Below are 19094 nucleotides of genomic sequence, written 5' to 3' on the forward strand. Positions count from 1 at the left end.
TCCGATCCGATCCCCCGGCCTCATCCGCCGACCCGACGCCCCGACCCGACACCCCGAACCGGGCCCCTGACCCGATCCCCGAGCCGAGAGGACCCCGTGAACACCCCCACCCCCGCCGCCTCGACCCCGACGAGCCCCGATGCCGAGGCCGCGCTGCGTGAGCACCTGGACCGCGCCCGCATCACCGGCCGGGTGGCCACCCCGCGGGAGGACAACCTCGCCCACATCCAGGGCTTCCTGGACGGCGTCGAGCACCTGGGCTTCGGCGTGGTCCAGGACCACCCGTGGACCTGGGAGGAGGTGTTCGCGCTGATGGTGGAGAAGGTCGGGATCGACCCGGACCCGCGGCATCGAGAAGGCCAGGACACGATCGGCGCCCGGCAGTGCGTCACCGCCCTGCGCACCTACCGGCGCCTGCTGCACGAGGCCGTGGACCGCGGCGCGCGCCTGCTGTTCGCCACCGGGCACCCGGCCGGGCTCTACCCGATCTACCGGGAGCTGGCCGCGTGGGCCGAGTCCCGCGGGGCCGAGGTGGTGGGCATCGAGGAGGGCATCGCCTTCGACGGCGGGGACCTGCGCCAGATCGAGGGCGTGGTGATGTTCCAGCAGTACGGCTCCCTGGCCCATACCCACCTGCCGCAGCCGATGGACCTGGTCCTGGAGCAGCTGCGCCGCAGCCCGTCCGGTCTGCCGGATCTGGTGATCGCCGATCACGGCTGGGCCGGGGCCGCCGCCCAGGCGGGGCTGGCGACCCTGGGCATCGCCGACTGCAACGACCCGGGCCTGTTCGTCTCCGAGGCCCAGGGTCAGCTGCTGGTGGCGGTGCCGATGGATGACAACGTCCTGCCGCACCTGTACGAGCCGGTGATCCGCTACCTGACCGCACGGGACTGACGCCCGCATCACCCGGGTCCCGGGCGGGCGGGCCCCAGCGGCTCCCTATACAGAGGGGCGGGGGACGGAATCAGCGCGACCCCGCGGGGACCCCGCGGGCCGCGCGATACGGGGCGGTCGGGGACCGCCCGCGTTCCGTCCCGATCGATCACATCAGACTTCTTGGGGGAGAGGTTCCGAAGACCGTGGCACCACGCGCGCACCGGCCGCCGCTGACCGACGGCGACGTCCATCGCATGACCTGGCCGAACAAGGCCGTCCGAGTCCTGGCGGTCACCGACGCCCTGTGCATCATCCTGGCGGTGGTCGTGGCCCAGGCAGTGCGCTTCACGGACGACGGCGCCCACCTGCCCACCACCACCGGGGACTCCTCGGTCTCCTACACGCTGCTCTCGGCCTGCCTGGTGCTGGCCTGGTGGGGTGCCCTGTGGCTCGGGGGCGCGAGGAACTCCCGGATCCTGGGGGCCGGCAACGCCGAGTACATCGCGGTGGTGCGCTCATCGCTGTGGCTGTTCGCCGCGATCGCGATCGTCTCCTACGCCTTCCCGGTGCCGCTGGCCCGCGGATACGTGCTCATCGCGCTGCCGGTGGGACTGGTCCTGCTGATGCTGGCCCGGTGGGCCTTCCGCGTGTGGCTGGTGCGCCGACGCAGCAGCGGACGCGCCCTGATCCGGGTGCTCATCATCGGCGACGCCCCGTCCTCGGCGCACCTGGCCAACGTGCTGCACGGGGCCCCGGCCTACGGATACAGGCCGGTCGCGGCGTACCTGGCCGGGTCCGCGCCGGGCAGCGTGCTGGAGGAGCACCCCGAGCTGCCCATCCTGGGCTACGCCCCGGACCCGGAGCAGATCATGGCGGCGGTGCAGGAGCTGGCGATCGACGTCGTGGCCGTGTCCACCGGTCACCGGATCAAGCCCCGGCGGATGCGCCGCCTGGGCTGGCTGCTGGCCGATGAGCACGTGGGCCTGATGATGGCCCCGGCCCTGACGGACATCGCCGGGCCGCGGTTCCACACCCAGCCGCTGAACGGCCTGCCCCTGATCCACGTGGGCACCCCGCGCATGCGCGGGCCCGCAGCGGCCGTCAAGCGCCTCATCGACGTGGCGGCCTCGGGCCTCGGCCTGCTGCTGCTCTCGCCCCTGCTGCTGGTGCTGGCCCTGCTGGTGAAGGCGGACTCCCCCGGCGGGCCGGTGCTGTTCCGCCAGGAGCGGGTCGGCTATCAGGGCGAGCCCTTCCGGATGCTGAAGTTCCGCTCCATGGTCCCGAACGCGGAGCAGCTCAAGGCCCAGCTGATGGAGCGCAACGAGGGAAACGGCGTGCTGTTCAAGATGGCCGACGACCCGCGGATCACCCGGGTGGGTCGGTTCATGCGCCGGTACTCCCTGGACGAGCTGCCGCAGCTGTTCAACGTGCTGCGCGGGGACATGTCCCTGGTGGGTCCGCGCCCGCCGCTGCGCGAGGAGGTGGAGCACTACGAGCAGGACGTGCACCGGCGGCTGCTCGTCAAGCCCGGCATCACCGGGCTGTGGCAGGTCTCCGGGCGCTCGGACCTGTCCTGGGAGGAATCCACCCGCCTGGACCTGTACTACGTGGAGAACTGGTCCGTGCTCTCGGATCTGCTGATTCTGCTGAAGACCGTGCGCGCGGTGGTCGGCAAGGACGGGGCCTACTGACCCGCGGCCAGTCGGCCCAGCACCCCGGGGATCCGCTCGGCGGCCACCGTCGGCGGCACGGGCCCGGGCGCGGCGGTGGAGATCCCGCGCTGCACCAGCAGCCCGGCCGCGGCCACGGCGGCCCATTCCCCGTCGGCGCCGTCGGCCCGGCCCGTCTCGACTCTCGCCCGGTGCGCGGCCAGTCCCGCCCCGAGGATCCCGGAGAGGGTGTCCCCGGAGCCCGCGGTGGACAGCCATGGGCTGTTGCCCCGGTGGGCCCACACGGCGCCGTCCGGGGCCGCGACGAGCGTCGTGGTGCCCTTGAGCAGCAGGGTGCCGCCGAGCACCTCCCGGGCCGCGCGCACCCACACGAAGGGCGCTGCCTCGATCTGGGCGCGGTTCGGGGAGGTCTGCACGTCCTCGCCCTCGGCCAGCCCGGCCTCCCGGGCGGCGCGCACCAGCCGCCGCCCGCGCTCCGGGGCCAGCCGGGCCACCCACTCGAGGGCCTGAGCCAGCTCCCCGGCGTGCGGGGTGAGCAGCACGTGCGCGGGGGCCGGGTCGCCGTCGGCGGCGCGGTGGGCCAGCATCTCGATGGCCGCGGCGTCGGCCAGCACCGGCACCCCGGCGTCCAGGGCCTGGTCGACCTGAGCCTGCTGGGCGCGATCGGTGGCCCCGGAGCCCACGGCCCAGGCCTGCACCCGGTGAGCCCCGACGTGCTCGCTGCGCACGGCCTCGGGGGTGCTCACCGCCAGCGCCGAGGCCAGGGCGTCCCCGCCGACGAAGCGGACCATCCCGGCCCCGGCCCGCACCGCCGCGTGCACGCACATCAGCCCGGCCCCGGGGTACTGGTCGGATCCCACCACGGTGCCCAGCACGCCGCGGGAGTACTTCTGATCCCCCTCCCCCGGCACGGACCAGTACCGGGGGAAGTCCGCATCCTCGGCCTCGCGCAGCGCGGGGGCGGGCAGATCCGCCCCGATGCCGAGGTCCGCGCAGCGGATCCGGCCCACCAGGGAGGGTATCGGGGTGGCCAGCAGGCCGGTCTTGATGCCGATGAAGGTCACGGTGGCGTCCGCGGCCAGCACCGGCCCGGCGACGGCGCCGGTGGTGGCATCCAGCCCGGAGGGCACGTCGCAGGCCAGCACCAGCGGGCGGGTCCGATGCCCGGTGCTCCGGTCCCGGGTGCTCCGATCCCCGGCGCTCTCCTGGATCCGCCGGACCAGCTCGGCCGAGGCCTCGCGCAGCCCGCCGCGACCGCCGGTGCCGAGCATCCCGTCGATGATCAGGTCCGCGCCGGCTGCGGCCCGGGCGCCCTCCTGCGCGCCGGCCTCGCTCAGCGTCAGGACGAAGCCGCCGGCACCGCGCAGGGCGGCCAGGCCCTCCTCGTGGGCCTCGGAGCCGGTGAGCACCGCGGTGACGCGGGCGCCGCGGGCGCGCAGCAGGGCACCGGCGTGCAGGGCGTCCCCGCCGTTGTTCCCGGAACCGGCCAGCACCACGACGTCGGCGCCGTAGGCCCCGGAGGTTCGGTGCGCGAGCATCCGGGCGGCCTCCGCGGCCAGGGCATGGGCGGCGCGGGCCATCAGGGGCGCCCCGGCGGCCAGGTGGGGCTTCTCGGTGGCGGTGATCTGCGCGGCGGTGTAGGCGTTCAGGACCATGTGGACTCCTCCCAGCGGCGGGCTAGCTCCAGCTCGTCGGGGCTCAGGTGCTCGGCGATCACGGTGGCGACCGCGACCCCGGCGTCGTGGGTGATGGACAGGTGCCAGCGGTTGATGCCCAGCCGCTGGGCGGTCTCCTGCACGGTGCCGGTGACCACCAGGCGCGGGGCGCCGTCGGCGTTCTTGCGCACCCAGCAGTGCTTCCAGATCATCCCGGGCGGGGCGTGCAGGGTCTTGGCGACGGCCTCGCGCACCGCGAAGCGCCCGGCCAGGGTGTGGGCGGGCAGCTCGTGCTCCTCGGGGGTGAACAGTCGATCCAGCAGGCGGGGGGTGCGCTCGATGATGCGGCGGAACCGCTCGATGTCCACCACGTCCACGCCGGTGCCCATGATCATCGGTGCCCTCCTTGCGGGGTCGGTGCCGTCCCGGGTCCCGCCCGGGGTGGTGCTGCGGATGCGACGGCGCCCGCCGCACGGGTCTCGCGCGGCGGGCGCCGTCGGGGGTGTCGCCTCGTGGGGGTCCGGCTACTCCACGGTCACGGACTTGGCGAGGTTGCGCGGCTGGTCCACGTCGTAGCCCTTGGCCGCGGCCATCGCGCAGGCGAAGATCTGCAGGGGCACGGTGGCCAGCAGCGGCTGCATGAGGGTCGGGGCCTGGGGGATGCGGATCACGTGGTTGGCGAACTGCTCCACCGCGTCGTCGCCCTCCTCGGCGATGACGATGGTGATGGCGCCGCGGGCGCGGATCTCCTGGATGTTGGAGACCACCTTGGCGTGCAGGGAGTCCCGGCCGCGCGGGGAGGGCACGATGACGAAGACCGGCTGGCCCTCCTCGACCAGCGCGATCGGCCCGTGCTTGAGCTCCCCGGCGGCGAAGCCCTCCGCGTGGATGTAGGCGATCTCCTTGAGCTTCAGCGCCCCCTCCAGGGCCACGGGGAAGCCGACGTGGCGGCCCAGGAACAGCACGGAGCCGGCGTCGACCATGTCGGTGCCGAGCTTCTTGACCTGCTCCTCGGCGTCGATGACGGCCTGGACCTTCTCCGGCATGGCCTGCAGCTCCTCGAGCACGTCCTTGATCTCGTCGGAGTACATGTTCCCGCGCAGCTGGGCGAGGTAGAGCCCGAGGAGGTAGGCCGCGGTGATCTGGGCGAGGAAGGCCTTGGTGGAGGCCACCGCGATCTCCGGTCCGGCGTGGGTGTACAGGGAGGCGTCGGATTCGCGCGGGATGGAGGAGCCGTTGGTGTTGCAGATCGCGATGACCTTGGCGCCCTGCTCCCGGGCGTGGCGCACGGCCATGATGGTGTCCATGGTCTCCCCGGACTGGGACAGGGCCACCACCAGGGTCTTCTCGTTGACGATGGGGTCCCGGTAGCGGAACTCGTGGGCCAGCTCCACCTCGGTGGGGATGCGGCACCAGTGCTCGATGGCGTAGCGGGCGACCTGCCCGGCGTAGGCGGCGGTGCCGCAGGCGATGACCACGATCTTGTCCACGCTGCGCAGCACGGACTCGTCGATGCGCAGCTCGTCCAGGGTCAGGCGGCCCTTCTCGTCCAGGCGGCCCAGAAGGGTGTCGCGCACGGCGGCGGGCTGGTCGTGGATCTCCTTGTCCATGAAGGAGTCGTAGCCGTCCTTCTCGGCGGCGGCGGCGTCCCACTTGACCTCGAAGGGCTTGCCCTCGGCGGGGGTGCCGTGGAAGTCGGTGATCTCGTAGGAGTCGGGGGTGATGGTGACGATCTGGTCGTTGCCCATCTCCACGGCCTGCTTGGTGTAGTCGATGAACCCGGAGACGTCCGAGCCGAGGAAGTTCTCCCCCTCCCCCAGGCCGATGACCAGCGGGGAGTTGCGTCGGGCGGCGACGATGCGGTCCTCGTGGTCGGCGTGGATGGCCAGCAGGGTGAAGGCGCCCTCCAGGCGCTGGCAGGTCAGCTGCATCGCGCGGGTGAGGTCCTCGTCGGCCTCGTGGGCGTAGATCTCGGCCAGCAGGGTCGCGGCGACCTCGGTGTCCGTCTCGGAGACGAACTCGTAGCCCTTGCCGGTCAGTTCGGTGCGCAGCTCGGAGAAGTTCTCGATGATGCCGTTGTGCACCACGGCCAGGCGTCCGTCCGCGACCACGTGCGGGTGGGCGTTGACGTCGGTGGGGCCGCCGTGGGTGGCCCAGCGGGTGTGCCCGATGCCGTTGACCGCGTCCGGCAGGGGGTGAGCCGCAAGCTCGGCGTCGAGCTGGGAGACCTTCCCGGCCTTCTTCCGGGCCTCGATCCGGCCGTCCGCGATGACGGCGACGCCGGCGGAGTCGTAGCCGCGGTATTCCAGGCGGCGCAGGCCCTCGAGGATCACGTCGAGGGCGGTGTACTCACGATCGGCTGCCGCAGGGGTGCCCACATATCCAACGATTCCACACATGCGGGCCAGTTTATCCCACCGGTGTCATCCTGGGAGTTCGCTGGCAGCTGTACCGCGGCCCGGAAGCTAGACTGGTGCCCCGTGACTTCCGTCCCGGCGCCCCCGCGCACCACGCCCTTCGTGTCCCTGGACCGAGACACCTGGTCCCGACTCTCGGATGAGATCGAGGTGCCGCTGACCTCCGCGGAGATCGAGCGGCTGCGGGGGATGGGCGACGTGCTGGACATGGAGGAGGTCCGGCAGGTCTACCTGCCGCTGTCCCGCCTGCTGAATCTGTATGCCAACGCCGCCGGTGCCCTCAACGAGGCGACCAACGACTTCCTCGGCGGGCACCACCAGCGCACCCCGTTCGTCATCGGCGTGGCCGGTTCCGTGGCCGCCGGCAAGTCCACGACGGCGCGGCTGCTGCGGGCCCTGATGAGCCGCTGGCCCACCACCCCGGACGTGCAGCTGGTGACCACCGACGGCTTCCTGCACCCCAACGCGGTGCTGCGCGAGCGGGGGCTCATGGAGCGCAAGGGCTTCCCGGAGTCCTACGACCGGCGGGCCCTGCTGCGCTTCGTCGCCGAGATCAAATCCGGCGCGCCCCGGGTCACCGCGCCGAAGTACTCCCACGTCACCTACGACATCCTCCCGGACGAGGAGGTGGTGGTCACCCGCCCGGACGTGCTCATCGTGGAGGGGCTGAATGTGCTGGCCCCCGCCCAGCTGTCCGCCGACGACAAGGGGGCGCTGGCCCTGTCGGACTTCTTCGACTTCTCCGTGTACGTGGACGCGCGCACCCAGGACATCGAACGGTGGTACGTCAACCGCTTCCTGTCCCTGCGCGACTCCGCCTTCCGGGACCCCCGCTCCTACTTCCGCAAGTACGCTGGCCTGACCGACGCCGAGGCTTCCGCGACCGCCCTGAACATCTGGCGGCGCATCAACGAGCCCAACCTCGTGCAGAACGTGGGCCCCACCCGGGGCCGGGCCAAGCTCATCCTGTCCAAGGACGCCGACCACACCATCCGCCGCGTGCTGCTGAGGAAGACCTGATGCCCCGACTGCGCCTGATCGCCGCACCCGCCGTCCTGCTGCTCGGGCTGACCGGCTGCGCCGCCGGATCCTACGACGACGCCGGATCCCCCGCCCCGACGGCCTCGGCCGGGACCGCGACGACCGCGACCGAGCCGTCCGCGGCAGCCAGCGACACCGCGAGCGCTCCCGCCGCCTCTGCCTCGGCCGCACCCGGGGAGCACCTGGACATCTCCTCCCCGGACTCCCCCACGGTGCTGGTGAACAAGACCCACCCGATGGACCCGATCGACTGGGCCCCGCAGGACCTGCAGACCGTGGGCTCGGTGCAGCTGCGAGCCGACGCCGCCGCGGCCGCCCGCCGGATGATCGAGGCCGCGGCTCGGGACGGGGTGAGCCTGAGCCCCATCTCCGGCTACCGCTCCCACCAGACCCAGGAGGCCACCTACCGGCAGTGGGTGAGCACCTACGGGCAGGAGCGGGCCGACGTCGCCTCCGCCCGGCCCGGGTACTCGGAGCACCAGACGGGGCTGGCCGTGGACTTCGGCGGGTCCGGGGCGTGCGATCTGCAGCCGTGCTTCCGGGACACCCCGGCGGCGCACTGGCTCGCCGAGCACGGCGCAGAGTACGGGTTCATCCTGCGTTTTCCCTGGCAGCAGCAGGACACCACCGGGTACTGGTACGAGTCCTGGCACCTGCGCTGGATCGGGCAGGAGCAGGCCCAGCGGTACCGGGATTCCGGGGTCCACAGCTACGAGGAGTTCGTGGGGGCGGGGCCGGCCCCGAGCTACCGGGACTGATCCGGACGGTGCCCGCGGTGCGCCAACGGTGCCGACCATCACGGTGAATACTGCGTGATCTGTCCGTCATTCGCCGCACAAAGCCTCCGCTGAGAGCGAAACCTGCCGTACGATGGCGATCATGCTCAGTGGATTCAAAGACTTCATCTCCAAAGGCAACGTCATCGACCTGGCCGTCGGTGTGATCATCGGCGGTGCCTTCAGCACGGTGGTCAACGCCCTCGTCGAGTCGGTGCTCATGCCCCTCATCTCCATGCTGATCGGCTCCCCGAACTTCGACTCCTTCCTGGTCTTCGGCCAGGTCAAGGTCGGCGTGTTCCTGACCGCCGTCGTCAACTTCCTCATCATCGCCGCGGCGCTGTACTTCTGCATCGTCATGCCGATCAACAAGATGAACGAGGCCCGCGCCCGCAAGCTGGGCCTGGAGGACGAGGAGCCGGCCGTGGATCCGCAGGTCGCCCTGCTGACCGAGATCCGCGACTCCCTGGTGGCCGGCAAGAACGCCACCGGCGCCACCCCGGAGAAGTAAGGCTTCCCCACCCATCATCATCCGCACGCCGAAGGGCCCCGCACCACCACGGTGCGGGGCCCTTCGAGGTTCCGGGAGCTCCCCTGTTCCCCTGCCTCCCCGAGTCATCACTTCCGACCGAATAATCGGCGATTTCCGGCCGGAAGTGATGACTCGGCGCGGGGATCTCGGGAGGGGAAGGGTGTCAGAGGGCGAGTTCGCGGGCGACGACCTCGGCCAGGCGCCGGGCGTGGCGGTCCACGGTCTCCTGATCCGGGCCCTCCACCATCACCCGCACCAGCGGCTCCGTGCCGGAGGGACGCAGTAGCACCCGGCCGTCCGCACCCAGCTCGCGCTCGACGGCGGCCACCTCGGCCTGCACCGCCTCATCCGTGTCCGCGGCGGCCTTGTCCACCCCGGGCACGTTGATCATGGTCTGCGGCACCGGCTCGAAGCGGTGCGCCAGGGAGGACAGGGTCTCTCCCGTCCGGTTGACCTCGGCCGCCAGGTGCAGGCCGGTGAGGATCCCGTCCCCGGTGGTCGCGTAGTCGGACATGATCACGTGCCCGGACTGCTCCCCGCCCAGGCTGAACCCGTCCCGGTTCATCGCCTCCAGCACGTAGCGGTCCCCCACCTGGGTGCGCACCAGGGTGATCCCCTCGGATTCCAGGTACTTCTCCATGCCCAGGTTGGTCATCACGGTGGCCACCAGGGTGTTGTGGGCGAGCTGGCCGGCGTCGCGCCGGGCCGTGGCCAGGATGGACATGATCGTGTCCCCGTCCACCACGTCGCCCGTCTCATCCACGGCCAGGCACCGGTCGGCGTCTCCGTCGTGGGCGATGCCCAGGTCCGCGCCCAGCTCCCGCACCTTGGCCTGCAGGCCCTCCAGGTGGGTGGAGCCGACGCCGTCGTTGATGTTGGTGCCGTTGGGGTCCGCGGCCATGACGTGCACCTGCGCCCCGGCGATGCGGAAGGCGTCCGGGGAGCACCCGGAGGAGGCGCCGTGCGCGCAGTCCAGCACCACGGACAGCCCCGCCAGGGCCGACGGCGCCGGCAGCGTGGAGATCAGGTGCGTGACGTACCGGTCCTCCGCGTCCGCGAAGCGGGAGATGCGCCCGACTTCGGGGCCCTCCGGGTACCGGAAGTCCTGCGCCCGGTAGACCTCCTCGATGCGGTCCTCCACCGCGTCCGGCAGCTTCTTGCCGCCGCGGGCGAGGAACTTGATGCCGTTGTCCGGGTACGGGTTGTGGGAGGCGGAGATCATGACGCCGAAGTCCGCGTCCAGATCCGCCACCAGGTACGCCGCCGCCGGAGTCGGCAGCATCCCGGCGTCGTACACGTCCACCCCGGAGGCCGCCAGGCCCGCGGAGATCGCCGCGCCGATGAACTGGCCGCTGATCCGCGAGTCGTGGGCGATCACGGCCTTGGGGCGCTGTCCCTCGGACACCTGGTCGAAGCCCAGCACCACCGCGGCGGCCTGAGCCAGCTGCAGGGAGGACAGCGCACACATCGTCTCGCTGTTGGCGCGCGCACGCACCCCGTCGGTTCCAAATAATCTAGCCATCGTTCCTCAGTCTACGCGGGCGGGTTCTCGGTGCTCGGGCGGTGGGGTCGTCTCAGGGGCGCTCGGGGGTGACCACCGGGAACTGCTCGGTCGTGGCCGGCTGGTCCTCCTCGAAGGTCTTGGACACCGGGCCCACGATCAGCGGGTCCGGGCGGCCCACCACGGAGTGGTCCTTGTCCGGGTACTCGTAGAGGGACAGCACGTGGCGCATCGCCTCCAGGCGGGCGCGCTTCTTGTCGTTGGACTTCACGATGGTCCAGGGGGCGTCGCCGGTGTCCGTGTAGAAGAACATCGCCTCCTTGGCCTCGGTGTAGTCGTCCCACTTGTCCAGGGAGGCCAGGTCCGTGGGCGAGAGCTTCCACTGGCGCACCGGGTCCGTGCGGCGGGCCTCGAAGCGGGCCAGCTGCTCCGCTCGGGTCACCGAGAACCAGAACTTCACCAGCCGGATCCCCGAGTTGACCAGCATCCGCTCCAGCTCGGGGGCCTGGCGCATGAACTCGTAGTACTGGTGCGGGGTGCAGTAGCCCATGACCCGCTCGACCCCGGCCCGGTTGTACCAGGAGCGGTCCATCAGCACGATCTCCCCACCGGAGGGCAGGTGCTCGATGTAGCGCTGGAAGTACCACTGGGTCTGCTCGATGTCGGTGGGCTTCTCCAGGGCCACCACCCGGGAGCCGCGCGGGTTCAGGTGCTCGGTGAAGCGCTTGATGGACCCGCCCTTGCCCGCGGCGTCCCTGCCCTCGAAGATCAGCAGCAGCTTCTGCCCGGTCTCCTTGAACCACAGCTGCAGCTTCAGCAGCTCGATCTGCAGGGTGCGCTTGGTGCGCTCATAGTCCTTGCGCTTGAGCTTCTCGTCGTACGGGTACCCGATCCGCCAGGCGTCGGAGACGTCGTGACGGCCCTCCAGGGAGCGGGTCAGGGAGCCGATCTCATCCAGCTCCGCGGCGTAGTCCTGGACCACGGAGACCCGGCGGGAGCGCTTCTTCAGGGCCTCCTGCACGGCGGCCCGGCGGGTCTCCTCCTGGGCCTCCTCTCCCAGCTGCTCCAGGCGCTCGTCATCGGAGAGGTGGGACTTGTCGGGTCGGGCGCTCACGGCATCGTCGTCGTGGTTGTCACTGCTCATGGGCACCAGCTTAGCCAGGGGACGCGGAAGAACCCGCCCTCCCACACCGGGGAGGACGGGTTCTTCGCGCAGACAGCTCACCGCGCCGCCGGGCGGCGCGCGCGCATCAGCGCTTGGAGAACTGCGAGGCCTTGCGGGCCTTCTTCAGGCCGGCCTTCTTGCGCTCGATGACGCGGGCGTCGCGGGTCAGGAACCCGGCCTTCTTCAGCTGCGGACGGTTGTTCTCCGCGTCGATCTCGTTCAGCGCGCGGGCCACGCCCAGGCGCAGCGCACCGGCCTGGCCGGAGGGGCCGCCGCCGTGGATGCGGGCGATGACGTCGTAGGAACCCTCCAGCTCCAGCAGCTTGAAGGGGTCGTTGACCTCCTGCTGGTGCAGCTTGTTGGGGAAGTAGACGTCCAGGGCGCGCCCGTTGAGGGACCACTGCCCGGTCCCGGGGACCACGCGCACGCGGGCCACGGCCTGCTTGCGCCGCCCGACGGCGGAGCCGCCGACGGTCAGGGCCGGGCGCTGGGCGGCGGCCTCGCCGGCCACGGGGGCGGTGGACTCGGAGGTGTAGCTGGTCAGCTGCTCCTCGGTGATGGTCTGCTCGTCAGTAGTCTGAGCCACGATTTCTCCTTTGAGTGCTGTTGTCGCAGGCCCGATTACTGGGCGATCTGGGTGAACTCGTAGGTCTTCGGCTGCTGAGCGGTGTGCGGGTGCTCGGCGCCGGCGTAGACCTTGAGGTGCTTCATCTGCTGCGCGGCCAGCTTGTTCTTGGGCAGCATGCCCTTGACGGCCTTCTCCACGGCGCGCACCGGGTTCTTCTCCAGCAGCTCCTCGTAGGAGACGGAGCGCAGGCCGCCGGGGTAGCCGGTGTGGCGGTAGGCCCGCTTCTTCTCCAGCTTGGCGCCGGTCAGGGCCACCTTCTCGGCGTTGACGATGATGACGAAGTCACCGCCGTCCACGTTCGGGGCAAAGGTCGGCTTGTGCTTGCCGCGCAGCAGCGTTGCGGTCTGGCTGGCCAGGCGACCCAGCACGACGTCGGTGGCGTCGATGACGTGCCACTGGCGATCGATGTCGCCGGGCTTCGGGGTGTACGTACGCACGTTTCTTGAACCTTCGTGTCGGTATTTTCTGTGTCGGCGCTAGTTGGGTGTCACGCCGTTCTGCGATGCGTTCGAAGGGGTCTGGGTGAGGGCCAGACGCATCCGTTCGTCCCGATGTCTCGACGCCGCGCCGTCTCCTCGCCCTGCAACTGGGCCGACGGTCGCTGGCGGGTGAACCGAGGTGGGACACGCACAACAGCACCCCACTATAGCTGAGGGACCCGTACTTAATCCAGGATCCTCCCTGCTGATCCGGGGCGAAATCCTTCACACCCGGACTGATCCCCCTCCTCAGGAGCCCGGTGCCTCCGACGGCGCGGCCCGGCGGGCCCGGGCCCGCTCGGCCTGATCGGCCCAGCCGGCCGCGTCCTGCGGGTAGGCGATGCGCTCCAGGCACAGTCCCTCCGGCGGGGCCAGCCGGATCTCGGAGTCCCGCACGGGGTGCTCCAGGCGCCCGCGCAGCCAGGCCTCGTCCCGGCGGCCCTCCCCCACCGCCAGGCAGGCCCCGACGATCGCGCGCACCATGTGGTGGCAGAAAGCGTCGGCCTGAAGGCGGGCCTCGATCAGCCCGGACTCCGCCCGACGGAAGTCCACCGAGCGCAGCTCGCGCACGGTCGTGGCGTGCGGGCGGGGCTTGCAGAAGGAGAGGAAGTCGTGCAGGCCCAGCAGCTGCCGACCCGCGGCGCTGAGCTGCTCGGGGTCCAGCTCCCGCGGGGTCCAGGCGGTGTACCCGCGGGTCAGCGGAGACTGGTGCCGGGGGCCGTCGGCGATCCGGTAGACGTAGGAGCGCGACAGCGCGGAGAAGCGGGCGTCGAAGGAGGGGTCCACCGCCGCGGCCGAGCGCACGAGGATCGCCCCCAGCCCGGCGGGCCGGGCGCCGGGGCGCGGGGCCGGGGCGATGCCGGAGAGCACCCGAGTCAGCGCCCCGTTGAGCTTGCGCACCAGCGCCGCACCGGGGTCATCCGGGGCGTGGCGCTCGGCCGTCCCGCGGCGTCCGGGCAGCGCCTCCCAAGCTGCGCGCGGCAGGTCCAGGTGGGCGACCTGGTGCTGGGCGTGCACCCCGGCGTCGGTGCGCCCGGCCACGGTCAGGTGCACCGGGTGGCGCAGCACCAGCTGCAGGGCGTCCTCCAGGCAGCCCTGCACGGTGGTCAGCCCCGGTTGGCGGGCCCACCCGGAGAAGGGGGCGCCGTCATAGGCGAAGTCCAGGCGCACCCGCACCGGCGGGTCTGTCTCCGGGAGCGCCGCGCCCAGCGGGTGCTCGCCCGGGGCCTCCGGGGCGGGCTGGGGGCGGGACGCGGCGTTCACGGCGGGGACCTCCTGACGGGCGGGGCGGCGACGGTGCGGGAAGCAGGGTTGCGGGACTGCGACGGCTGCGGGAAGCGGGATTGCGGTCTGGTGCGGATGCGCCACGGGCCCCGAGGCCCCGGTGGGGGGGTGTCTCGGGGCCCGTGGCGGGTCCGCGATGGGAGCCGGTGATCCGAAGGATCTGCTCCCGGGCTCAGGTCGTGCCGATCAGGAGACCTGCTGGGCGGCCTCGCCGCCGGCCGGGGCGTAGCCGGCGGCCTTGGCGGACTCGGCGGTGTCGAACCAGATCTCCGCAGTGGTGGACTTGTACCAGCGGGAGCCGGGCACGTGGTACTTCATGGAGTCCGAGTTGCCCTTGACCTCGAAGCCCTCGGGGGCCTCGCCGGACTCCAGCGGGGCGTGCGCACCGGCCGGCAGCTGCTCGTCGGCAGAAGCCTCGGCCTGGGCCGGGGCCTCGGCGGCGGCCGAGGACTCGGCCGGGGCCTGTTCGGCGTTCGAGTTGGCGGCGGCGCGGGCGGCGGTGGTCGCCTCCTCGACGACGGCGCGGGAGGCCACCGGCTCCATGACCAGCTCGATCACGGCCATCGGGGCGTTGTCCCCGGAGCGGTTGCCGATCTTGGTGATGCGGGTGTACCCGCCGGGCCGATCCGCCATGGCCGGGGCGATGCTGGTGAACAGCTCGTGGACCACGGATTTGTCGGTCAGGGAGCGCATCACGCGACGGCGGGAGGCCAGGTCGCCCCGCTTCGCGAAGGTGATCAGGCGCTCGGCCACCGGGCGCAGGCGCTTGGCCTTGGTCACGGTGGTGGTGATGCGCTTGTGCTCGAACAGCTGCTGGGACATGTTCGCCAGGATCAGCCGCTGGTGGGAGGGGCTGCCCCCGAGGCGGGGTCCCTTGGTGGGAGTAGGCATATCAGTGAATCTTCCGTTTCGTGCGGTCCCGGGTCCGGCGCATCAGCCGCGCCGGGACGGGACCAGGGTTTGCTTCTCGAGTGCGAACGGCCGGTGGTCCGGCCCGAGCGGATCAGAAGGAGGTCTCCTCCTCGTCCTCCTCCTCATCCACCGCGGCGAAGGGCTCGAAGCCGGCCGGGGAGTCCTTCAGGGACATCCCGAGCTCCTGCAGCTTCTCCTTGACCTCGTCGATGGACTTCTGGCCGAAGTTGCGGATGTCCATGAGGTCCGCCTCGGAGCGGGAGACCAGCTCCCCGACGGTGTTGATGCCCTCGCGCTTCAGGCAGTTGTAGGAGCGCACGGACATGTCCAGGTCCTCGATGGGCAGGGCCAGATCCTGGGCCATGGACTCGTCGGCCGGGGACGGCCCGACCTCGATGCCCTCGGCTTCGGTGTTCAGCTCCCGGGCCAGCCCGAACAGCTCCACCAGCGTGTTGCCGGCCGAGGCCACGGCGTCGCGCGGGGCGATCACCTCCTTGGTCTCGACGTCGAGCACGAGGCTGTCGAAGTCCGTGCGCTGCTCCACGCGGGTGGCGGCGACCCGGAAGGTCACCTTCAGCACGGGCGAGTAGATGGAGTCCACCGGGATCCGGCCGATCTCCGACTCGCCGGCCCCGGCCTTGTTCTGCTGGGCCGAGACGTAGCCGCGGCCGCGCTCCACGGTCAGCTCCGCGGAGAACGCGCCCTGCGCGTTGAGGGTGGCGATGTGCAGATCCGGGTTGTGGATCTCCACCCCGGCGGGCACCTCGATGTCCGCCGCGGTGATCTCGCCCGGGCCCTGCTTGCGCAGGTAGGCGACCACGGGCTCGTCGTTCTCCGAGGAGATCGACAGCTTCTTGATGTTCAGGATGATCTCGGTGACGTCCTCCTTGACCCCGTCCACGGTGGAGAACTCGTGCAGCACGCCGTCGATGCGGATGCTGGTCACGGCGGCGCCGGGGATCGAGGACAGGAGGGTACGCCGCAGCGAGTTGCCCAGGGTGTAGCCGAAACCGGGTTCGAGCGGGGAGATGGTGAAGCGCGAGCGGTTCTCCGCGACGACTTCTTCACTCAGAGAGGGGCGCTGTGCAATGAGCACTGATGTTTCCTTTCAGCGAGCATCCGCTATATGACGCAACACAGGTGGGGGAAAACAGGATCGGTGGGCGCCGCCCGGAGGTGGCGGCCGTAGACGGCCCCGCCGACAGGCGGGGTCTTCCGGACCGGGCCCGCCCCTCCCCGGAAGGAGGATGCGCTCGGTGCCGGCAGAGGCGGCGGATCAGACGCGACGGCGCTTGGGAGGGCGGCAGCCGTTGTGGGCGCTGGGGGTCACGTCCTGGATGGAGCCGACCTCCAGGCCGGTGGCCTGCAGCGAGCGGATCGCGGTCTCACGGCCGGATCCCGGACCCTTGACGAACACGTCCACCTTGCGCACGCCGTGCTCCTGAGCGCGCTTGGCGGCGTTCTCGGCGGCCATCTGGGCGGCGTACGGGGTGGACTTGCGGGAGCCCTTGAAGCCCATCTCGCCGGCGGAGGACCAGGAGATCACCGCGCCGGAGGGATCGGTGATGGACACGATCGTGTTGTTGAACGTGGACTTGATGTGCGCCTGTCCGGCGCTGATGTTCTTCTTGACCTTGCGGCGAGAGGTGCGGGCGGCCGCAGCGCGAGTCTTTGGGGGCATGAGTTGGTTCTCCTACGCGAGAGGGTGCTTACTTCTTCTTACCGGCGACCGTGCGCTTGGGACCCTTGCGGGTGCGGGCGTTGGTCTTGGTGCGCTGACCGTGCACCGGCAGGCCGCGGCGGTGGCGCAGGCCCTGGTAGCTGCCGATCTCGACCTTGCGGCGGATGTCGGCGGCCACCTCGCGACGGAGGTCACCCTCGACCTTGAAGTTGCCTTCGATGAAGTCGCGCAGCGCGACGAGCTGGGCGTCGGAGAGGTCCTTCACGCGGATGTCCGGGCTGACGCCGGTCGCTTCCAGGGCCTCGTGGGCGCGGGTGCGGCCCACGCCGTAGATGTAGGTGAGGGCGATCTCCACGCGCTTTTCGCGGGGCAGATCCACTCCTGCGAGACGAGCCATGACGGCGGTTCTCCTTGTAGTTGATCCAGAGGTTTGAGGCATCACTGCCCGGGTGTCCCCGGTCTCCGGCCTCTGTGTCCGGAGGTATCCCCGCGTGTCACGGGGAGCGGTGCCATGTTCTCGAGGCGTCGGAAGCGATCAGTCCCGACAAGGCCGGGGCTTCAGCCCTGGCGCTGCTTGTGACGCGGATTCTCGCAGATCACCATGACCACGCCGTGGCGGCGGATCACCTTGCACTTGTCGCAGATCGGCTTGACGCTCGGCTGAACCTTCATCGCATTCCTTTGCGTTGTTGCAACTGGGGGTCGGACGGCGCGATGCGCGGATCCCGGAGGGATCCGGCGGCGCCGTCGGGGAGCCCTACTTGTAGCGGTAGACGATGCGGCCGCGGGAGAGGTCGTACGGCGAGAGCTCCACGACCACGCGATCCTCGGGGAGGATGCGGATGTAGTGCTGTCGCATCTTCCCGGAGATGTGGGCGAGCACCTTGTGGCCGTTGTCCAGCTCCACGCGGAACATCGCGTTGGGCAGTGCTTCGACCACGGCTCCCTCGATCTCGATGACGCCGTCTTTCTTGGCCATATCCTCCGCTAACGTCGGTGCCCCGCCTGCCGTGGCCCGCGGGGCAGTCTTGCTCGTATCGGTCGGCTCCCCCGCGGCACCTCACCGCGGACACGGGAGGATGACGGCAGAGACGGCCAACAGTCGAGTGTACGGCATCCCCGCGGGAAAGTTAACCCCGGCGCGGGTGAGCTGCGGCTCACGTGGCGGCGAGTCCCACCCTCGCCCCGCCCGACGGCGTTCGGCCCGGCCGGGGCCGATGGGTCGGGGGGCGGTGGCTCACGAAGCGGCGGATCAGGAGGCGGCGGCCAGCTGCCCGCAGGCGCCGTCGATGTCCGAGCCGCGGGTGTCGCGCACCGTGGTGGGGATGCCGTGGGCGCGCAGGCGCTCCACGAAGTTCTGCTCGACCCCGGGGCGGGAGGCCGTCCACTTGGAGCCGGGGGTCGGGTTCAGCGGGATGGGGTTCACGTGCACCCAGCCGCGCCCGCGCTGGGCCAGCTTCTTGCCCAGCAGGTCCGCCCGCCAGCCCTGGTCGTTGATGTCCCGGATCAGCGCGTACTCGATGGACACCCGCCGTCCCGTCTGGCGGTAGTAGTCGTAGGCCGCGTCCAGGGCCTCGTCCACCTTCCAGCGGGTGTTGATCGGGATCAGCTCGTCGCGCAGCTCGTCGTCCGGGGCGTGCAGGGACAGCGCCAGGGTCACCGGCAGGTTCTCCATCGTGAACTTGCGGATGCCCGGCACCAGCCCGACGGTGGACATGGTGATCCCGCGCGCGGAGATGCCCAGCCCCTCCGGGGAGGGATCGATCAGCCGGTGCACCGCACCCAGGGAGGCCTTGTAGTTGGCCAGGGCCTCCCCCATGCCCATGAACACGATGTTGGAGACCCGCAGCGGACGGGTCGCCTCCGTGCCGTGCTCGGCCTGCTCCAGGCCCTGCATGGACTTCAGCCGCCGGGCCCCGGCCACCACCTGCTCGACGATCTCCGCGGTGGAGAGGTTGCGGGTCAGCCCCGCCTGCCCGGTCGCGCAGAAGGGGCAGTTCATCCCGCAGCCGGCCTGCGAGGAGATGCACATGGTCACCCGGTGCTCGTAGCGCATCAGCACGGACTCCACCAGGGCGCCGTCGAAGAGCCGGTACACGGACTTGATGGTGTCACCGCCGTCGGCCTCCAGGGTGCGCACCTCGGTCAGCAGCTGCGGCATCGCCGCGGCGACCATCTCCTCCCGGGTGGCCGCGGGCAGATCGGTCATGCGCTGCGGATCCGTGGTGAGGTGGTCGAAGTAGTGCGTGGACAGCTGGCTGGCCCGGAAGCCGGGGTGGCCCAGCTCCGTGAGGAACTCCTTGCGCCCGGCCAGGTCGAAGTCCGCCAGGTGCTTCGGCGGCTTCCCGCGGCGCGGGGCCTTCAGCAGGATCCTGCCGGGTTCGGGCCGGGTGGTGATCTCCACCGGCGTGGCGGTGCTCTCAGACACGTGGGTGCCCCTTGATCTGTGGTGGTGTGCGTGGTTCCGGTGCGGGCCC

At 71.1% G+C, this 19094-nt stretch carries 20 protein-coding genes; 5 read left to right on the forward strand and 15 right to left on the reverse strand.

Annotated features, from left to right (window positions below):
• Window positions 1-153 precede the first annotated feature (153 nt).
• A complete protein-coding gene (locus I6G21_RS01125) occupies window positions 154-894 on the forward strand; it encodes a phosphatase (protein ID WP_100464494.1) in 741 nt (246 codons plus the stop codon).
• A 236-nt stretch (window positions 895-1130) separates the two neighbouring features.
• Complete coding sequence (locus I6G21_RS01130) at window positions 1131-2567, forward strand: sugar transferase (RefSeq protein ID WP_129357595.1); 1437 nt, start codon at window positions 1131-1133, stop codon at window positions 2565-2567.
• Here the strand turns inward: I6G21_RS01130 and I6G21_RS01135 are convergent.
• The 3 genes from I6G21_RS01135 to glmS form a co-directional block, all read right to left on the reverse strand.
• The gene (locus I6G21_RS01135) at window positions 2561-4201 is read right to left on the reverse strand and encodes a bifunctional ADP-dependent NAD(P)H-hydrate dehydratase/NAD(P)H-hydrate epimerase (RefSeq protein WP_129357363.1); all 1641 of its coding nucleotides are present in this window, start codon (window positions 4199-4201) and stop codon (window positions 2561-2563) included. The two genes, I6G21_RS01130 and I6G21_RS01135, sit on opposite strands and share 7 nt — an antisense overlap.
• On the reverse strand, window positions 4192-4596 hold the full coding sequence (locus I6G21_RS01140; protein ID WP_058730621.1) for a holo-ACP synthase: 405 nt from the start codon (window positions 4594-4596) through the stop codon (window positions 4192-4194). Before I6G21_RS01140 ends, I6G21_RS01135 begins: the two co-directional genes overlap by 10 nt.
• Window positions 4597-4725: 129 nt before the next feature.
• Window positions 4726-6600 (reverse strand): glutamine--fructose-6-phosphate transaminase (isomerizing), encoded by a 1875-nt coding sequence (glmS, locus tag I6G21_RS01145; RefSeq protein WP_129357362.1) that lies wholly within the window; start codon window positions 6598-6600, stop codon window positions 4726-4728.
• Window positions 6601-6681: 81 nt separating this feature from the next.
• Here glmS and coaA point away from each other — a divergent pair, with 81 nt between their 5' ends.
• From coaA to mscL, 3 genes are all read left to right on the forward strand, one after another.
• Window positions 6682-7638, forward strand: coding sequence for a type I pantothenate kinase (gene coaA, locus I6G21_RS01150; protein WP_193553991.1), 957 nt, complete (start codon window positions 6682-6684; stop codon window positions 7636-7638).
• Window positions 7638-8417, forward strand: a complete 780-nt coding sequence (locus I6G21_RS01155) for a M15 family metallopeptidase (protein ID WP_058730623.1) — start codon at window positions 7638-7640, stop codon at window positions 8415-8417. Before coaA ends, I6G21_RS01155 begins: the two co-directional genes overlap by 1 nt.
• A gap of 121 nt (window positions 8418-8538) precedes the next feature.
• On the forward strand, window positions 8539-8946 hold the full coding sequence (gene mscL, locus I6G21_RS01160; protein WP_055684656.1) for a large conductance mechanosensitive channel protein MscL: 408 nt from the start codon (window positions 8539-8541) through the stop codon (window positions 8944-8946).
• 184 nt (window positions 8947-9130) lie between these two features.
• Here mscL and glmM read toward each other — a convergent pair whose 3' ends face one another.
• The 12 genes from glmM to rlmN all read right to left on the reverse strand — a co-directional run bounded on the left by glmM (window position 9131) and on the right by rlmN (window position 19045).
• On the reverse strand, window positions 9131-10489 hold the full coding sequence (gene glmM / locus I6G21_RS01165; protein ID WP_129357361.1) for a phosphoglucosamine mutase: 1359 nt from the start codon (window positions 10487-10489) through the stop codon (window positions 9131-9133).
• A 52-nt stretch (window positions 10490-10541) separates the two neighbouring features.
• Window positions 10542-11612 carry a polyphosphate kinase 2 gene (gene ppk2, locus I6G21_RS01170; protein ID WP_129357360.1) on the reverse strand — a complete coding sequence of 357 codons (1071 nt, stop codon included), beginning with the start codon at window positions 11610-11612 and terminating at the stop codon, window positions 10542-10544.
• 106 nt (window positions 11613-11718) lie between these two features.
• Window positions 11719-12219, reverse strand: a complete 501-nt coding sequence (gene rpsI / locus I6G21_RS01175; protein WP_055684548.1) for a 30S ribosomal protein S9 — start codon at window positions 12217-12219, stop codon at window positions 11719-11721.
• 35 nt (window positions 12220-12254) lie between these two features.
• Window positions 12255-12698, reverse strand: a complete 444-nt coding sequence (rplM, locus tag I6G21_RS01180; RefSeq protein ID WP_055684549.1) for a 50S ribosomal protein L13 — start codon at window positions 12696-12698, stop codon at window positions 12255-12257.
• Between the two features lie 291 nt (window positions 12699-12989).
• Window positions 12990-14003: a tRNA pseudouridine synthase A gene (locus tag I6G21_RS01185; RefSeq protein WP_404434099.1), complete on the reverse strand. Its 1014-nt coding sequence runs from the start codon at window positions 14001-14003 to the stop codon at window positions 12990-12992.
• 207 nt (window positions 14004-14210) lie between these two features.
• Complete coding sequence (rplQ, locus tag I6G21_RS01190) at window positions 14211-14915, reverse strand: 50S ribosomal protein L17, sunset domain variant (RefSeq protein WP_058743639.1); 705 nt, start codon at window positions 14913-14915, stop codon at window positions 14211-14213.
• A gap of 112 nt (window positions 14916-15027) precedes the next feature.
• Entirely contained in the window at window positions 15028-16032 is a 1005-nt protein-coding gene (locus I6G21_RS01195; protein WP_055684551.1) for a DNA-directed RNA polymerase subunit alpha, read from the reverse strand.
• 180 nt (window positions 16033-16212) lie between these two features.
• Window positions 16213-16617: a 30S ribosomal protein S11 gene (gene rpsK, locus I6G21_RS01200; RefSeq protein WP_055684552.1), complete on the reverse strand. Its 405-nt coding sequence runs from the start codon at window positions 16615-16617 to the stop codon at window positions 16213-16215.
• A gap of 28 nt (window positions 16618-16645) precedes the next feature.
• The gene (rpsM, locus tag I6G21_RS01205; protein ID WP_055684553.1) at window positions 16646-17014 is read right to left on the reverse strand and encodes a 30S ribosomal protein S13; all 369 of its coding nucleotides are present in this window, start codon (window positions 17012-17014) and stop codon (window positions 16646-16648) included.
• A gap of 161 nt (window positions 17015-17175) precedes the next feature.
• A complete protein-coding gene (gene rpmJ, locus I6G21_RS01210) occupies window positions 17176-17289 on the reverse strand; it encodes a 50S ribosomal protein L36 (RefSeq protein WP_055684554.1) in 114 nt (37 codons plus the stop codon).
• Between the two features lie 85 nt (window positions 17290-17374).
• Window positions 17375-17596 (reverse strand): translation initiation factor IF-1, encoded by a 222-nt coding sequence (infA, locus tag I6G21_RS01215; protein WP_030015001.1) that lies wholly within the window; start codon window positions 17594-17596, stop codon window positions 17375-17377.
• Between the two features lie 273 nt (window positions 17597-17869).
• Window positions 17870-19045: a 23S rRNA (adenine(2503)-C(2))-methyltransferase RlmN gene (gene rlmN, locus I6G21_RS01220; protein ID WP_055684555.1), complete on the reverse strand. Its 1176-nt coding sequence runs from the start codon at window positions 19043-19045 to the stop codon at window positions 17870-17872.
• Between the last annotated feature and the right edge of the window lie 49 nt (window positions 19046-19094).

This window comes from Rothia kristinae (genome assembly GCF_016028855.1).
GTDB classification, from domain to species: domain Bacteria; phylum Actinomycetota; class Actinomycetes; order Actinomycetales; family Micrococcaceae; genus Rothia; species Rothia kristinae.

Bases quoted from the DNA above. Each gene is read 5' to 3' on its own strand.
- I6G21_RS01130 (WP_129357595.1), top strand. From the start codon at position 1,131: ATGACCTGGCCGAACAAGGCCGTCCGAGTCCTGGCGGTCACCGACGCC.
- I6G21_RS01135 (WP_129357363.1), bottom strand. From the start codon at position 4,201: ATGGTCCTGAACGCCTACACCGCCGCGCAGATCACCGCCACCGAGAAG.
- I6G21_RS01140 (WP_058730621.1), bottom strand. From the start codon at position 4,596: ATGATCATGGGCACCGGCGTGGACGTGGTGGACATCGAGCGGTTCCGC.
- glmS (WP_129357362.1), bottom strand. From the start codon at position 6,600: ATGTGTGGAATCGTTGGATATGTGGGCACCCCTGCGGCAGCCGATCGT.
- I6G21_RS01155 (WP_058730623.1), top strand. From the start codon at position 7,638: ATGCCCCGACTGCGCCTGATCGCCGCACCCGCCGTCCTGCTGCTCGGG.
- mscL (WP_055684656.1), top strand. From the start codon at position 8,539: ATGCTCAGTGGATTCAAAGACTTCATCTCCAAAGGCAACGTCATCGAC.
- glmM (WP_129357361.1), bottom strand. From the start codon at position 10,489: ATGGCTAGATTATTTGGAACCGACGGGGTGCGTGCGCGCGCCAACAGC.
- ppk2 (WP_129357360.1), bottom strand. From the start codon at position 11,612: ATGAGCAGTGACAACCACGACGACGATGCCGTGAGCGCCCGACCCGAC.
- rplQ (WP_058743639.1), bottom strand. From the start codon at position 14,915: ATGCCTACTCCCACCAAGGGACCCCGCCTCGGGGGCAGCCCCTCCCAC.
- rpsK (WP_055684552.1), bottom strand. From the start codon at position 16,617: ATGCCCCCAAAGACTCGCGCTGCGGCCGCCCGCACCTCTCGCCGCAAG.
- rpsM (WP_055684553.1), bottom strand. From the start codon at position 17,014: ATGGCTCGTCTCGCAGGAGTGGATCTGCCCCGCGAAAAGCGCGTGGAG.
- rpmJ (WP_055684554.1), bottom strand. From the start codon at position 17,289: ATGAAGGTTCAGCCGAGCGTCAAGCCGATCTGCGACAAGTGCAAGGTG.
- infA (WP_030015001.1), bottom strand. From the start codon at position 17,596: ATGGCCAAGAAAGACGGCGTCATCGAGATCGAGGGAGCCGTGGTCGAA.